Source organism: Ancylobacter amanitiformis (assembly GCF_030814815.1).
Classification (GTDB): Bacteria; Pseudomonadota; Alphaproteobacteria; order Rhizobiales; family Xanthobacteraceae; genus Ancylobacter; species Ancylobacter amanitiformis.
This window is the reverse complement of sequence record NZ_JAUSVR010000012.1, coordinates 54,613-67,647: the sequence shown is the minus strand read 5'-3', so window position 1 is coordinate 67,647 and position 13,035 is coordinate 54,613. Positions and strand designations below refer to the sequence as shown.

Annotated in this window: 13 protein-coding genes and 2 tRNA genes; 9 read left to right on the top strand and 6 right to left on the bottom strand. The window is 71.2% G+C overall.

The window, feature by feature from the left end; genetic code table 11:
- Nucleotides 1–40 precede the first annotated feature (40 nt).
- A complete protein-coding gene (locus tag QOZ99_RS16530) occupies nucleotides 41–1,405 on the bottom strand; it encodes an extensin family protein (RefSeq protein WP_306891100.1) in 1,365 nt (454 codons plus the stop codon).
- Between the two features lie 42 nt (nucleotides 1,406–1,447).
- Between QOZ99_RS16530 and QOZ99_RS16525 the strand changes: the two genes are divergently transcribed.
- Entirely contained in the window at nucleotides 1,448–2,191 is a 744-nt protein-coding gene (locus tag QOZ99_RS16525; protein WP_306891099.1) for an HAD family hydrolase, read from the top strand.
- A gap of 10 nt (nucleotides 2,192–2,201) precedes the next feature.
- Nucleotides 2,202–2,987 carry a DUF1499 domain-containing protein gene (locus QOZ99_RS16520; protein ID WP_306891098.1) on the top strand — a complete coding sequence of 262 codons (786 nt, stop codon included), beginning with the start codon at nucleotides 2,202–2,204 and terminating at the stop codon, nucleotides 2,985–2,987.
- 42 nt (nucleotides 2,988–3,029) lie between these two features.
- Here the strand turns inward: QOZ99_RS16520 and QOZ99_RS16515 are convergent, their stop codons facing one another.
- Nucleotides 3,030–3,941, bottom strand: coding sequence for an MBL fold metallo-hydrolase (locus QOZ99_RS16515; RefSeq protein ID WP_306891096.1), 912 nt, complete (start codon nucleotides 3,939–3,941; stop codon nucleotides 3,030–3,032).
- A 391-nt stretch (nucleotides 3,942–4,332) separates the two neighbouring features.
- On the opposite strand from QOZ99_RS16515, the gene QOZ99_RS16510 reads away from it, so the two are divergent.
- Entirely contained in the window at nucleotides 4,333–4,947 is a 615-nt protein-coding gene (locus tag QOZ99_RS16510; RefSeq protein ID WP_306891094.1) for a carbonic anhydrase, read from the top strand.
- A 288-nt stretch (nucleotides 4,948–5,235) separates the two neighbouring features.
- On the opposite strand, the gene QOZ99_RS16505 is transcribed toward QOZ99_RS16510, so the two are convergent.
- Nucleotides 5,236–5,312: transfer RNA gene (locus QOZ99_RS16505), tRNA-Pro, on the bottom strand.
- Between the two features lie 204 nt (nucleotides 5,313–5,516).
- Between QOZ99_RS16505 and QOZ99_RS16500 the strand changes: the two genes are divergently transcribed.
- Both QOZ99_RS16500 and QOZ99_RS16495 read left to right on the top strand, forming a co-directional pair.
- A tRNA-Gln gene (locus tag QOZ99_RS16500) sits at nucleotides 5,517–5,591 on the top strand.
- 48 nt (nucleotides 5,592–5,639) lie between these two features.
- Nucleotides 5,640–6,392 (top strand): aspartate/glutamate racemase family protein, encoded by a 753-nt coding sequence (locus QOZ99_RS16495; protein ID WP_306891093.1) that lies wholly within the window; start codon nucleotides 5,640–5,642, stop codon nucleotides 6,390–6,392.
- Between the two features lie 87 nt (nucleotides 6,393–6,479).
- Here the strand turns inward: QOZ99_RS16495 and QOZ99_RS16490 are convergent, their stop codons facing one another.
- From QOZ99_RS16490 to QOZ99_RS16480, 3 genes are all read right to left on the bottom strand, one after another.
- Entirely contained in the window at nucleotides 6,480–6,944 is a 465-nt protein-coding gene (locus tag QOZ99_RS16490) for a MarR family winged helix-turn-helix transcriptional regulator (RefSeq protein WP_306891092.1), read from the bottom strand.
- Between the two features lie 139 nt (nucleotides 6,945–7,083).
- Nucleotides 7,084–7,977, bottom strand: a complete 894-nt coding sequence (locus QOZ99_RS16485) for a DMT family transporter (RefSeq protein WP_306891091.1) — start codon at nucleotides 7,975–7,977, stop codon at nucleotides 7,084–7,086.
- Nucleotides 7,978–7,980: 3 nt separating this feature from the next.
- The gene (locus QOZ99_RS16480) at nucleotides 7,981–8,535 is read right to left on the bottom strand and encodes a GNAT family N-acetyltransferase (protein ID WP_306891090.1); all 555 of its coding nucleotides are present in this window, start codon (nucleotides 8,533–8,535) and stop codon (nucleotides 7,981–7,983) included.
- A gap of 200 nt (nucleotides 8,536–8,735) precedes the next feature.
- On the opposite strand from QOZ99_RS16480, the gene QOZ99_RS16475 reads away from it, so the two are divergent.
- The 4 genes from QOZ99_RS16475 to ubiB all read left to right on the top strand — a co-directional run bounded on the left by QOZ99_RS16475 (nucleotide 8,736) and on the right by ubiB (nucleotide 12,984).
- Entirely contained in the window at nucleotides 8,736–9,215 is a 480-nt protein-coding gene (locus QOZ99_RS16475) for a hypothetical protein (protein ID WP_306891089.1), read from the top strand.
- A gap of 502 nt (nucleotides 9,216–9,717) precedes the next feature.
- A complete protein-coding gene (locus QOZ99_RS22325) occupies nucleotides 9,718–10,389 on the top strand; it encodes a L,D-transpeptidase (protein ID WP_370876875.1) in 672 nt (223 codons plus the stop codon).
- A gap of 185 nt (nucleotides 10,390–10,574) precedes the next feature.
- Nucleotides 10,575–11,411: a bifunctional demethylmenaquinone methyltransferase/2-methoxy-6-polyprenyl-1,4-benzoquinol methylase UbiE gene (ubiE, locus tag QOZ99_RS16465; protein ID WP_306891087.1), complete on the top strand. Its 837-nt coding sequence runs from the start codon at nucleotides 10,575–10,577 to the stop codon at nucleotides 11,409–11,411.
- Between the two features lie 4 nt (nucleotides 11,412–11,415).
- Nucleotides 11,416–12,984, top strand: a complete 1,569-nt coding sequence (ubiB, locus tag QOZ99_RS16460) for a 2-polyprenylphenol 6-hydroxylase (protein WP_306891086.1) — start codon at nucleotides 11,416–11,418, stop codon at nucleotides 12,982–12,984.
- Nucleotides 12,985–13,035 lie beyond the last annotated feature (51 nt).

Genomic DNA, 13,035 nt, shown 5'->3' with positions numbered 1-13,035 from the left:
TCGCCATCGACCGCCATCGGGCCGACGCGCGCGCCCGCGCTTAGTGCGGCCCGTGCCCGCGGGTCGTCGGCCCGCGCGAGGCCTCGACGACAATGTCCCACTGGCACAGCACCGCGCCGCTGCGCCGGCTCGCCCGGTCGAGATGCAGGTGCTCCTCGTGATAGCCGTCCGAGCCGGGGCCGAGAATCGTGGTGAAATCGGCGCAGGCGCTGGTGCGCAGCGTCTCCTGAAAGGCGCGCGTCATCCCCGCCTCGCCGGCGCCCGCCGGGCCGATCACGAAGCGGCGCCCGTCCGCCAGCACAACGCCGCCAAGGTCGATCGCATTGCCGCGCCCGTGCTCGCTGATCTTGGCGCCGGCGACGCGGTTGCGCGGGCGGCATTGCTGCGAGGCCGCGACCATCACCTTGTCGAGCGGGGAGCCGAGCGTTGCCGCCGCCGGGTCCACCTTCTCGCGCAGCCATGTCGCCACCGAGGCCGCCATCTCGCAGCGGAGCACCGCGGCGGGCGCGAGTTCGACCAGCCGCCCGTCCTTCATCCGCACGGCCGAGAGGCTGACGCCGCGATCCACCGTGCAGAGCGGATCGGTCGCCGTCACCACGGACGGCGTGAACACGCCGAGGCCGCCATTGGACAGTTCGGGGCAGATGGTTGGCGCGCTCGCGGGCGCCGGCTCGCCCACGCTTTCCGCCGGCGGCAGGGCGGCGACGCGCGGACCCGCCGGGGGCGGTGATTCGGCCGGGCGCTGCGGCGGCAGCGGCGCGGATTGCTGCATGGGCGGCAGATCGGCGGAAGCGGCGGCATTTGTCGGGGCTGGCGCGGCAGGAAGAGCGGGGGTGAGGACCGGAGGGGGAGCGTCGGCGGCCGCCACCGGCGCGGCGCCGGAACCCGGCGGGCGGGGCGGCAGCGGCGCCGACGCCGAGGGCGGCGGGGGAACGATCGGCGGGCTGGCGAGATCCGGCGGGCGCACCGGCGCGGGAATCGCCGGCACGGCCGAAGGAGCGGGCGCGGGAGCCGGCGCCGCCGCCACAACCGGGGCCGGCGCGGGCAACGGGACCGGCCCGGGAGCCGGGCCGGGAGCCGAGCCGGGCTCGCGGGCAAGCTCGGCCGGGCGGATCGGGGGCAGCGGCACCGCCGGGCGCGGCCGCGCGAGGCGGGCACGCGGCTTTTGCGGCGCGGGGCGCGTGCCGAACATGTCGCCGATCTGCTCGTTCAGCGCCCTGCCGGCCGCGTCGAACGACGCTCCGGCTTCCGCCAGCGGGTCCGCCGCGAGGGGGCCGGCCATCAGCAGCAGCAGCGCCGCTGCCGACGACAGGACGCGGATGCGCAGGGTACCCGGCGGGGTGCGCCATATGGTGCGCCATGTGGTCCACCCTGTGGTCCACCATGGGAGCGGCCGTAAATCCATGCTATCAGCCCTCTCAACGCCAATGAACGGTATCGACTGACAGTGAACGCACCGCGCGCCATTCTGTTCGACAAGGACGGCACCCTGGTTGATTTCGATCTCACCTGGGGCCCCGCCGCCGGCGCCGTGCTGGAGCGCCTTGCCGGCGCCGACAGCCGGGCGCGCGACGCGCTCTATGCCGCCGCCCATTATCTGCCGGACGCACGCCGTTTCCGGCAAAGCTCGCCGCTCATCGCCGGCTCCTCGCGGCAATATGGCCCGGCGCTGGCCGAGGTGCTCGGCCGCCCCGCGGATGCCGATTTCTTCCGCGAGATCGACGAATTGTTCACCGAGGAGGGCCGGCGCTTTCTCACCCCGATCGGCCGCCCGGCCGAGCCGCTGGCGCGGCTGCATCGCCTGGGCCTGCCGCTGGGCATCGCCACCAATGATGCCGAGGCCAATGCGAGGGTGCAGGCGGGCCTGCTCGGCCTCACCGACATGATGAGCGCCATCTATGGCTATGATTCGGGCCATGGCTCGAAGCCCGGCCCCGGCATGGTGCAGGCCTTCAGCCGGCTGACCGGCCTGCCGCCGGGCGATATCGCCCTTGTCGGCGACACGCGACACGATATGGAATGCGCGCATGCCGCCGGCGCGCGGGCCATCCTGGTGCGCTGCGGGCCGTCTCCGGTCGACGATTTCGCCCATGAAGCGGATCTGGTGGTCGATTCGGTCGAGGCGCTGGCCGAGCTCCTGCTGGCCGAGCCTCTGCCGGTCGGGCCTCTTCCCGTTTCACAGGCGACCTGAGGGGCAAGGCATGGTGCGCCGCCGGCTCTATGTCGAGGAACGCCTGTCGCGGCTCGCCGTATGGAGCCTGCGCACCGCCATCTTCGCGCTGCCCGTCACCGCCATCGGCATCGCGCTCTATGCCACGGAGACGCTGGATTTCCGCAGCGCGGTCTACACGGTGCTGGCCGGCGTGGGCATTTCCGTCCTCGCGCTGCTGCTGGCGCTGGCCGGCTTCGTCGTTATCTGGAACGAGGGCCTGCGCGGGCTCGGGCGGGTGCTCGGCGCGGCGGCGCTGGCGCTGGCGCTGCTCATGCCCACGGCGACGGTGGCGGCGCTGAGCATCGGCCTGCCGGCGCTGCACGACATCAGCACCGATATCGACGATCCCCCGGTCTTCGTGACGCTGGGCGCGGCGCGGGCGCGCGAGGCCAATGCCCTCGCCTATGCCGGCGAAGGCGCCGCCTCGGGACAAGAGGACGCCTATCCCGGCATCAAGCCGATGGAACTCGACGTGCCGGCCGATGAGATCTACGCGGCGCTGCTGGCCATGGTGACACGCCACAAATGGCTGGTGGTGGACGCCGTCTCCCCGCGCGGGGGCCTGCGTGACGGGCGGATCGAGGCGGTGGCGCGCGCCCTGCCCTTCGGCCTCCGGGACGATATCGTGATCCGCGTGCGCCGCACCGCCGAGGGCACACGGGTCGACATGCGCTCGGTATCGCGCAACAGCGACCGTGATTTCGGCTCCAATGCCCGCCGCATCGACGCGCTGTTCAGCGAACTCGCCGAGGCGCAGGGCCGCCGCCGGCGCTGAAGCGGGCAAGGAGCGCGGTAAAATGCATCCCGCCGCCCCTCTTCAGGGCCGCGTGAACACGCCATCGACCACGGCGGGCCCATCGGTGAGCACCGCGCCGCGCGCGACCAGATCTTCCAGATGCGCGAGGGTGGAGAGCCCCGCCGCCCCGGCGAGGCGGGGGTCGAGCCCGAAATAGATGGCGCGCACGATTTGCGGAATGGTCATCGGCCCGCGCTCCAGCGCCCGCAGGATGGCGGTCTCGCGCGCCTTGCGGTGGCGGATCAGCCGCTCCACCAGCAATCGCCCCTCGCGGACCGGCCCGCCATGGCCGGGCAGGTAGAGCGTTTCCGGCCGCGCATGCAGGCGTCGCAGCGAGTCCATGTAGTCGTTCATCGAGCCGTCCGGCGGGGCGACGATGGTGGTCGACCAGCCCATGACATGGTCGCCGACAAACACGAGCCCTTCCGCCTCCAGCACGAAGGCCATGTGGTTGGCGGCATGGCCCGGCGTCGCCAGTGCGTGGAGCCTCCAGCCGGCGCCGTGCACCTGCGCCCCGTCGGCCAGCGCGACATCGGGGAAGAAGGCGCGGTCGGCGGCCGATTCCAGCGCGTTGCCCTCGCCCTCGTGAGAGGGGCGTGCGGCACGATGCGGCCCCTGCGCATGGGTCGGCGCGCCGGTGAGCGCCTTCAGCGCCTCAAGCGCGCCGGAATGGTCGCGATGGGTATGGGTGAGGAGAATATGCGTCACGCGCTCGCCGCGCACCGCCTCCATCAGCGCCGCGACATGGACGGGATCGTCAGGGCCGGGGTCGATGATCGCCACCTCGCCCTCGCCCACGATATAGCTGCAGGTGCCGGTGAAGGTGAACGGGCCGGGATTGGGCGCCAGCACGCGGCGCACTCCGGGCGCGACACGGTCGGCCCGCCCGGGAACCGCGTCGAATTTCCGGTCGAAGGGAATGTCTTCCGCCATCTCAGCCTGCCCTGCCTTGTCCTTACCGGTCCCGCACCTGTGCGGTGAACCCGCCTTCCCCGCGAAGGCTCCAGCACCGCAAAAGTTCCAGCACCGGGAGGCCTCCCCGCCGGGAAGGCGCCAGCACCGAAAAGGCTCGCGGTGCCTGTTCGGACGCGCGCTCGTCACGCGGCCGGCCATCCCGCTCGGAACCGCTCTAGACCATTTCCCCGCCTGAGGAAACCGCGCCCCGGCGCGGGCGGCGGCGGGCTCGGCCGAAGGAGCGCGGCAATGAAGCCCGGCAATGAAGCCCGGCCCGCGGGAGGGCCACGGCGGCGCAACGAGCGAATTGCCTCGGTCGCCCGCGACCTTTATTCAGCGTCGTGCGCGCGCGGTTGAAGAGGGAACGGACATGGATAATCTCTTGGATGGCTATCGCCGGTTTCGGACCACCTCGTGGCCGGAACGCAAGATACTGTTCGAGAAACTGGCGGCGCGCGGCCAGCGCCCGCAGACGCTGGTGATCGCCTGCTCGGACAGCCGGGTGGACCCGAGCATGATCTTCGACGCCGGGCCGGGCGAATTATTCGTGGTGCGCAACGTGGCCAATCTCGTGCCGCCCTACACGACGCCCGACCATGATCACCACGGCACAAGCGCCGCCATCGAATTCGCGGTGCGGGTTCTGGAAGTGTCGCAGATCGTGGTGGTGGGCCACGCGCTGTGCGGCGGTGCGGGCGCGCTGATCGACGGAGCGCCGGAGAAGGCGCGCGACTTCCTCCCGGACTGGATCAACATCGCCGCGCCGGCACGCGACATCGCGCTCAAGCTGAGCGAGGACCCGGAGGAGCGCCGGCGCATCGTCGAGCACCAGTGCGTGAAGCTCTCGCTGCGCAACCTCGAAACCTTCCCCTGGGTGAGGGAAAAGCTCGCGGAAGGGCAGCTGACATTGCACGGGGCGTTTTTCGCGGTGGCGACCGGCGTGCTGGAGCGCCTCGGCCCCGACGGCACCTTCGCCCCCGCCTGATCTTCCGCCCCCGCCTGATCTTCGCTCCGCCGGAGACCCGCACCGACAAGCCCTGCCCGCCCCGGCCGCCCACCTCTGGCGGGTAGCCGGGCGGGCGGGTGGGGCAGCGCTTGGGGCAGCGCGTTCAGCGGTGCCTGAAGCCCGCGCTTGGGGGGATGCTGAGGCTGATGCCGGGCCGGCGCGGCCGAGAGCGCAGACGCGCGCCTGCCGCCGGCGCAGGGCACCGCCCACCCCAGGGGGTGGCTGCGGCGCCAGAAATCTAGGGATGGATAAGTCTCGGGAAATAAATGGTCGGAGTGGCAGGATTTGAACCTGCGACCCCCTCGTCCCGAACGAGGTGCGCTACCAGACTGCGCTACACTCCGCCGCCGCGGCGCGAGCCTCTAACACGCGAATGAGCCGGGCTGCAAGGGCAACCGGCATTCTTCGTGTGGATGATCGTCACGGGCCGCCTCGACGCCCGCGTTTTCCGCGCGGGCCTGTGGAGCCTGCTTGCCGAGGTTGAAAGCCGCGCGCAGCTGTGGCTATGTCCGCGCCCATGCTGGTTTCCACGCGGAAGCCGGCGCTGGTGGGGCGTCGCCAAGCGGTAAGGCAGGGGATTTTGATTCCCCCATGCGGAGGTTCGAATCCTCCCGCCCCAGCCATCCCACGTGTTAGAAGCGGACGAGTTTTCAACAGGGATTCGTCCAGCCTTGCGCATCCATCTCGTCAATCCGAACACCACCCGCTCGATGACGGACAAGATCGCGGCGGCCGCGCGGGCGGTGGCGGCGCCGGGGACGGATATCGTGGCGGCCACGTCCAGCATGGGGCCGGCCTCGATCGAGGGCTATTATGACGATGCGCTGGCGCTGCCGGGCCTGCTCGCCGCCATCGCCGAAGCCGAAGCGGGTGGGGTGGCGGGCGGGGTAGACGCTCATGTCATCGCCTGTTTCGACGATACCGGGCTCGATGCCGCCCGCGCGCTGGCCCGCGCGCCGGTGGTGGGCATCGGCGAGGCGGGCTTTCATCTCGCCAGCCTGATCGCCCATCGCTTCGCGGTGGTGACGACCTTGTCGCGCTCGGTTGCCGTGATCGAGGCCAATCTGCAGCGCTACGGGCTCGACCGGCGGTGCAGCGGCGTGCGGGCCTCCGACGTGGCGGTGCTGGAGCTTGAGGATCCCGCCTCCGGCGCGCGCGAGCGTATTTCCGCCGAGATCGGGCGGGCGATCGCGCAGGACCGCGCCGAAGCGATCGTGCTCGGCTGCGCCGGCATGGCCGATCTCGCCCGGGCGCTGGCCAGGGAACATGGCGTGCCGGTCATCGACGGCGTGGCCGGCGCGGTGACGCTGGCGGAGGCGCTGGTGCGGGTGGGGCTCGCCACCTCCAAGGCTGGCCCCTATGCCCCGCCCCGCGCCAAGGCCTATGCCGGCCGGCTGGCGGACTTCGCCCCGCCCGGGAATTAGCCGCGCGATCGAGCGGCGCCGGTATCGCCCCGCCCCGGACGGCAAGACCCATGGCCCGGGGGGACGCGATGCCCCTGCGGGCAGCCGTCAGGCGATCTTGCGCAACAGGCCGAGCAATTGCTGGCGCTCGGTGGCGGCCAGCGGCTCCAGCGTCGCCTCGGCGATCTCGCGCGCCACCAGGATGGCGGACTCGGCGATGGCCCGGCCACGCTCGGTGAGGCCGACGGCGCGGCGCCGGCGATCGAGCGGATCATCCGCCGCCAGCACGAAGCCGCGCGCGCTCAGCCGGTCGACCACGCCCTTGATGGTCGCGGCATCCAGATGAATCAGCCGGCCGAGGCGGTTCTGCGAGCACGGGCCCATCTCGCGCAGCTTGGCGAGGGCGGCGAATTGCGGCGGCGTCAGCCCTTCGATCATTCGCGCGGCGAAGATGGCGGTATGGCGCTGGCCGGCGACACGCATCACGAAGCCGACCTGCTCCGCCAGTCGGTATGATTCGACCTCTCCGCGGGCAAGCTCGCTCTGCGTCCGGATATCCGCCTCCATCGCCATTCCCTGCCGCCTTGATTGCGATCCATCAGATCACAACGTTGGCGAGCCGCAAGCCGCGTTCGCGATGGAGGTAAACGAATAAGTTACGGCAGATGCCCCGCTCTCCGTTCCGGGGCGACAAAACGCAGCCGGCACGGCATCACGGGCCGATTTCGACGTCCGGCGCCCGCGTCTCCCGCGCGTGACGCGAGGCGATCAGCGCCCCGCCGACGATGAAGGCCGAGCCGGCCAGCGTGCTCGCGCTGGGCACTTCGCCGAAAGCGAGGAACCCGATGCCCACCGCCCAGGCGAAGGACGTGTATTCGAGCACCCCGAGGCTGCTGGCCGCCGCGCGCTGGTAGGCGGAAGCCAGGCACAGATGCCCCGCCGTGCCGAGGACGCCGATGGCGAGGAACAGGCCAACATCGCCCATCGCCGGCATGGTCCAGTTGATCAGCCCGAGCGGGGCGATCAGCACGCCGGCGAAAGCGTTCTGCAACAGGACGATGGTGGGCAGCGGATCCTGCGCCGCACGGCTCTTCAGCACCACCATGGACAGCGCATAGGCGACGGCGGAGATGAGCGCGGCGACCAGGCCGAGCGTGTTGCCCACCCGGTCGGTGTGGGTCAGTTCATTCCCCAGCACCACCATCACGCCGATCAGGCCGAGCGCCAGGGCGATATAGATCGAGCGGTTGGGCCGCTCGCCGAGGATCAGCGCGGCGAACAGCGCGATGAAGATCGGCGAGGTGAAGGACAGCGCCAGCGCGACGGCCAGCGGCAGCGTGGCCAGCGAATAGAAGAAGGTCAGCGCCGTCACCGCCACCACCACGGAGCGCCAGGCATGCGGACGCAGGACGGCCAGGCTCGGCCAGGGCGTGCCGAGGGCGCGGAACACCGCGAACGCCACCAGGGCGCCGACGGCATAGCGCATGGCCGCGACCTGCGTGCTGGAATGGGAGGCGGCGGCCAGCTTGATCAGCCCGTCCATGATCGACAGCAGGCCGATGCCGGCGACCGCCGTCAGGGCGGGGCCGGCGATGTAACGCGACATGATTCAGCTTTCGGCGAGAAGGTCGGCGAGGGCGTTCCCGGCGGGGAGGAGCCCGAGCCGGTAGGGATATTCCCACGTCGCGGAGAGGTCGTGGCACGCGCGCGGGCCGGACCGGCGCCGGAAGCCGCAGCGTTCATAGAAACGGTGCGCGTCGAGAAAGCGCGTGTCGGTCCACAGGCGGATTTCCGGCGCCTCACGGGCCAGCGCGTGGCGGCGTGCCTCGTCGAACAGGGCGCGAGCGACACCCCGGCGGCGCGCGGACGCGGCGACATAGACCTTGAACAGTTCCAGTGTGCCGGCCGGCGCGTCGTCGTCGCCCGAAGGCGCGATGGCGAGCGAGCCGATGACGGCGGGCGGCTTCCCGCCCTCTACCCCGCCCTCGGCGACCCAGATGACACCGCCGCGGGCGGCGAAATGGCTGGCGATCGCGTCGAGTTCGGGGAACTCGGCAGCCCGGTCGAAGACGCAGCCGGCATATTCGGCAAAGGCACCCGCGATCAGCCCGGCGATCGCATCGCCATCGGTATCGCGGGCGGTTCGGATGGTGACGCTGTTCACGATGACGACTCCGGCCGCCCGATCGCTGCGATCCGGCGGGAGTGCCCACGCGTTTCGCGGGCACAAACGCGGCGGGACTATGTTCGGATGATCTTTCCCCGTAAAGCACTATGATTATGCTGGTGCCACGAATCTGAATGAGACGGGCTCATGCCTGACCCCTGCCGTCCGTCCGGCATCTATCCGTCCCGGAGTGTTCCATGACGTTTGTCCGCCGCCTTACGCATCTGGCCGTTCTCGGCGCCCTCGCCGGCCTTGCCGCGGCCTGTTCCTCGACCAACCAGACTGCGGCGCCGATCGAGCCGGCCGCCCCGCGCTACATCTCGCCGATCACCGCGCAGCAGGTCATCGGCAAGTGGGGCCTCGCCGCCTATCACCGGCCGGAGGACGCCGCGCGCACCGAGGCGCAGGCGCGCCAGGGCTGCCGCCAGCCCTACATCATCAATGGTGGCCCCTCGGGCGGGTTCATGATGTATCTGGCCGACCAGTCGGAGCCCACCGAGGTGGTGTCGAAGCAGATACCGCCCGGCCCGACCTTCATCGGCCTGGCGGACGAGCCGCCGGGCGCCGAGACCGACCGCGAAGTGGTGCGCTTCGACGGGCAGGTGCTGGTGCTCCGGTGGCTCGACAAGGAAGTGGCCGGTCGCTACGGCACCATGGTCTATGTGCGCTGCCCGTGAGCGGTGAAGGGCCGGCGCGCCCCTGCGGAGCCGGCCCGATATGCCGCCACTAACGGCAAATTAACCATGGCGCCCCAGCCTGCCGCCGATGGACCGTGCAGGGGGCAGCAAGCGGATGAGCGCTGATTCGGGCGTCGTCGGCCGCGTCGAACAGGGTGCGCCGCCGCCGGAAGGGCGGCGGCGGGCCCTCGGCCATGCCTGCGATCGCGGGCGACCACGCATCCCGCGATCGAGCGCCGCGCGATTTCCGCCGACCCTGTGGATCCTCGCCGTATTCCTTCTTGCCCTGTCCGTTCTGCTCTCACCCGCCCGGGCGCAGGGCTGGATCTATGATTCCGGTTCCTCCTACCGCGTCTTCTCCGGCGAGGGCGCCGGCAGCGCGCAGCGCTACAACACACCGGCCCACAGCGGGTGGCGATCGGGCGCGGGCGCTGTCTACCCGCCGGGAGAGGTCCACGCGCAGCCGCCGGCCGACGAACCCGGCGCCGATGTCGCCGCGCCGATGCCGCTGGCCGGCGGCGCCTATGCGGTGGGCGGCGGGGTCTATGGCACGCTCCCGCCCCCGCGCGGCATCCCGGTCACGCGCGGCGCCGGCCCTGCGAATACCTATGGCGCGAGCCGCACCGGCGCCGTCGCGGTCGAGGCGGCAACCTATGGCAGCGCCGATTATTACCGCGAGGACGGCCCGCCGCTGCCGGTGGCGCGCGAGGCCAGCGGCGGCAAGGGCGTCGATCGCAAATTCGACCGCCGCGTGGTGCGCTATGCCGGCCGCGACCGCGCCGGGACGATCATCGTCGATACCGGCGCCCGCTTCCTCTACCTCGTGCAGGGCGACGGCACGGCGATCCGCTACGGCATCGGGGTCGGGCGCGAAGGTTTCGCCTGGAGCGGCACGCAGCGCATCACCAGCAAGCGTGAATGGCCGGACTGGCGCCCACCGGCGGAAATGATCGCCCGCCGGCCCGACCTGCCCGAGGTGATGGCCGGCGGCCCCGACAACCCGCTCGGGGCCCGCGCGCTCTATCTCGGCGACACGCTCTACCGCATCCACGGCTCCAACGAGCCGGACTCGATCGGCCGCGCCGTTTCCTCCGGCTGCATCCGCATGCGCAACGAGGACGTCATCGATCTGTACGAGCGCGTCCCGGTGGGCACGCGGGTACGGGTGATCTGACGAATCGCGCCGAGCCGCCGAGCCAAGCCGAGCCGCCGAACCGAGCCCCCGCGCTGCCCATCGCGCACGGCTCACCGTGCATTGCTCACCGTGCATGGCGGCCCCCGCGCCGGCCGGCTTGGAGGGCGGCGGGCTCTCCGCTATGGTCCGCGCCGATTTGGATCGAACGCGGGAGCCGCGAGCCGATGGATGCGGGCAATCTGGCCGAGGACGCTCGGGTCGAGGCGACGACGGACGCGGATCGTCCCGCGGGCGACAGCGCGGGCACGCGCACGGCCGAGACCCATTTCGGCTTCCGCACCGTGCCGCTGGCCGAGAAGCAGCGCATGGTCGACGAGGTGTTCCACTCCGTCGCCCGGCGCTACGACCTGATGAACGACCTCATGTCCATGGGCCTGCACCGGGTGTGGAAGGACCTCCTGGTCTCGCGCCTGCGCCCGCCCAAGAGCGAGCGCGCCTTCAAGCTGCTCGATGTGGCCGGCGGCACCGGGGATGTGTCCTTCCGCACGGTGGAGGCCAGCGGCGCGGGCACCCGCGCGACGGTGGCCGACATCAATGGTGGCATGCTGGGCGTGGGGCGCGAGCGGGCCGCCGCGCTGGGTCTTGCCGGGCGGGTCGAGTTCGTCGAGGCCAATGCCGAGGAACTGCCCTTCCCCGACAAGTCGTTCGACGCCACCACCATCGCCTTCGGCATCCGCAACGTGCCGCGCATGGACAAGGCGCTCTCGGAAATGCGCCGCGTGCTCAAGCCCGGCGGGCGCTGCCTCATACTGGAATTCTCCCGTGTCGACGTGCCGGGGCTGGACGCCATCTACGACACCTATTCGTTCAAGCTCATTCCGGGCATGGGCCGGCTCGTCACCGGCGATGCCGAATCCTACCAGTATCTCGTCGAATCGATCCGCAAGTTCCCCGCGCCGGAGGCCTTTGCCGGCCTGATGCGGGCCGCCGGCCTCGGCAGAGTGGGCTACACGCCGCTGACCGGGGGCATCGTCGCCCTGCATTCCGGCGTGCGGATCTAGGCGCGTGGCCACTCCCCTCGGTGATTTCCTGCGACTGGCGCGCGCCGGCTATGTGCTGGCCCGCGAAGGCGTGTTCACGCGCATCGACCCCGCGCTGATGCCGCCCGGCTCGGAGCCGCTCTTCGCCGCCGCCCGGCTCATCGCCCGCCCCGGCACGACGGGCGATCCCGCGCGCATCGGCGTGGCACTGTCGCGGCTTGGCCCCTCCTATGTGAAGCTCGGCCAGTTCCTTGCCACCCGGCCGGACGTGGTCGGCCCGCAGCTGGCGCGCGATCTCCAGCTTCTGCAGGACCGCATGCCCCCCTTCCCGCAGGAGGTGGCGGAGGCGATCATCGCGCGCAATTTCGACCGGCCCGCGCTGGCAGTCTATGCCCGGCTCGGGCCCGCGCTCGCCGCCGCCTCCATCGCGCAGGTGCATCAGGGCGAGATCGCGGAGGCCGACGGCACGGTGCGCCGCGTCGCGGTGAAGGTGCTGCGCCCGGACGTGCAGCGGCGCTTCCGCATCGACCTCTCCTCCTTCTACCGCGTCGCGCGCCTCGGCGAGCGCGCCTCGCCGGAAGGACGGCGGCTGCGGCTGATCGCCGTGGTCGACACGCTCGCCCGCTCCATGTCGATGGAGATGGATCTGCGGCTGGAAGCCGCCGCCCTCGCCGAACTGGCGCAGAACACGCAGGGCGAGGAGGATTTCCGTGTCCCGACGGTCGACTGGGACCGCACCGGGCGCGAGGTGCTCACCACCGAGTGGATCGACGGCATCAAGCTGAACGATCTCGACGCGCTGCGGGCCGCCGGCCACGACCTGCCGGACATGGGCCGCATCGTCATGCAGTCCTTCCTGCGGCACGCGCTGCGCGACGGCTTCTTCCACGCCGACATGCACCCGGGCAACCTGTTCGTCGATCCGCAGGGCCGGCTGGTGGCGGTGGATTGCGGCATCATGGGCCGGCTTGGGCAGAAGGAGCGGCGCTTCCTCGCCGAAATCCTCTACGGCTTCATCACCCGCAACTGGCTGCGGGTGGCGCAGGTGCATTTCGAAGCCGGCTATGTGCCCGCGCATCATTCGGTCGAGGATTTCGCCCAGGCCATTCGTGCCATCGGCGAGCCGATCCACTCGCGCCCCGCCGACCAGATTTCCATGGCCAAGCTGCTCACCCTGCTGTTCGAGGTGACGGCGCTGTTCGACATGAAGACCCGGCCGGAGCTGCTGCTGCTGCAGAAGACCATGGTCGTGGTCGAGGGCGTGGCCCGTGCGCTCGACCCGCATCTCGACATGTGGAAGACCGCCGAGCCGGTGGTGCGCACCTGGATCGAGCGCAATCTCGGCCCCGCCGCGCGGCTGGAGGAGGTGGCGGACGGCGTCGGCGCGCTGGGCCGTTCGCTGCAGGCCCTGCCGGAGCTGATCGCGCAGGGCCAGCGCATCGCCGCCCAGATCGACAGCGCCACCCGCAACGGGCTCGCTCTGGCGCCGGAAACGATGGAGGCCATCGGCCGGGCGGAGGGACGCGGCAACCGCTGGATGACCCTCGCGCTCTGGGTCATCGCCGCGCTGCTGGCCGGGCATCTGCTGTTCTGAGGGCAGCGTTTTCCAGCGTATCCGAGACCGGTGACTCCGGCCAGGCTCCGG

Bases quoted from the DNA above. Each gene is read 5' to 3' on its own strand.
- QOZ99_RS16510 (WP_306891094.1), top strand. From the start codon at position 4,333: ATGGATAATCTCTTGGATGGCTATCGCCGGTTTCGGACCACCTCGTGG.
- QOZ99_RS16530 (WP_306891100.1), bottom strand. From the start codon at position 1,405: ATGGATTTACGGCCGCTCCCATGGTGGACCACAGGGTGGACCACATGG.
- QOZ99_RS16515 (WP_306891096.1), bottom strand. From the start codon at position 3,941: ATGGCGGAAGACATTCCCTTCGACCGGAAATTCGACGCGGTTCCCGGG.
- QOZ99_RS16490 (WP_306891092.1), bottom strand. From the start codon at position 6,944: ATGGCGATGGAGGCGGATATCCGGACGCAGAGCGAGCTTGCCCGCGGA.
- QOZ99_RS22325 (WP_370876875.1), top strand. From the start codon at position 9,718: ATGCCGCTGGCCGGCGGCGCCTATGCGGTGGGCGGCGGGGTCTATGGC.
- ubiE (WP_306891087.1), top strand. From the start codon at position 10,575: ATGGATGCGGGCAATCTGGCCGAGGACGCTCGGGTCGAGGCGACGACG.
- QOZ99_RS16475 (WP_306891089.1), top strand. From the start codon at position 8,736: ATGACGTTTGTCCGCCGCCTTACGCATCTGGCCGTTCTCGGCGCCCTC.
- QOZ99_RS16485 (WP_306891091.1), bottom strand. From the start codon at position 7,977: ATGTCGCGTTACATCGCCGGCCCCGCCCTGACGGCGGTCGCCGGCATC.
- QOZ99_RS16520 (WP_306891098.1), top strand. From the start codon at position 2,202: ATGGTGCGCCGCCGGCTCTATGTCGAGGAACGCCTGTCGCGGCTCGCC.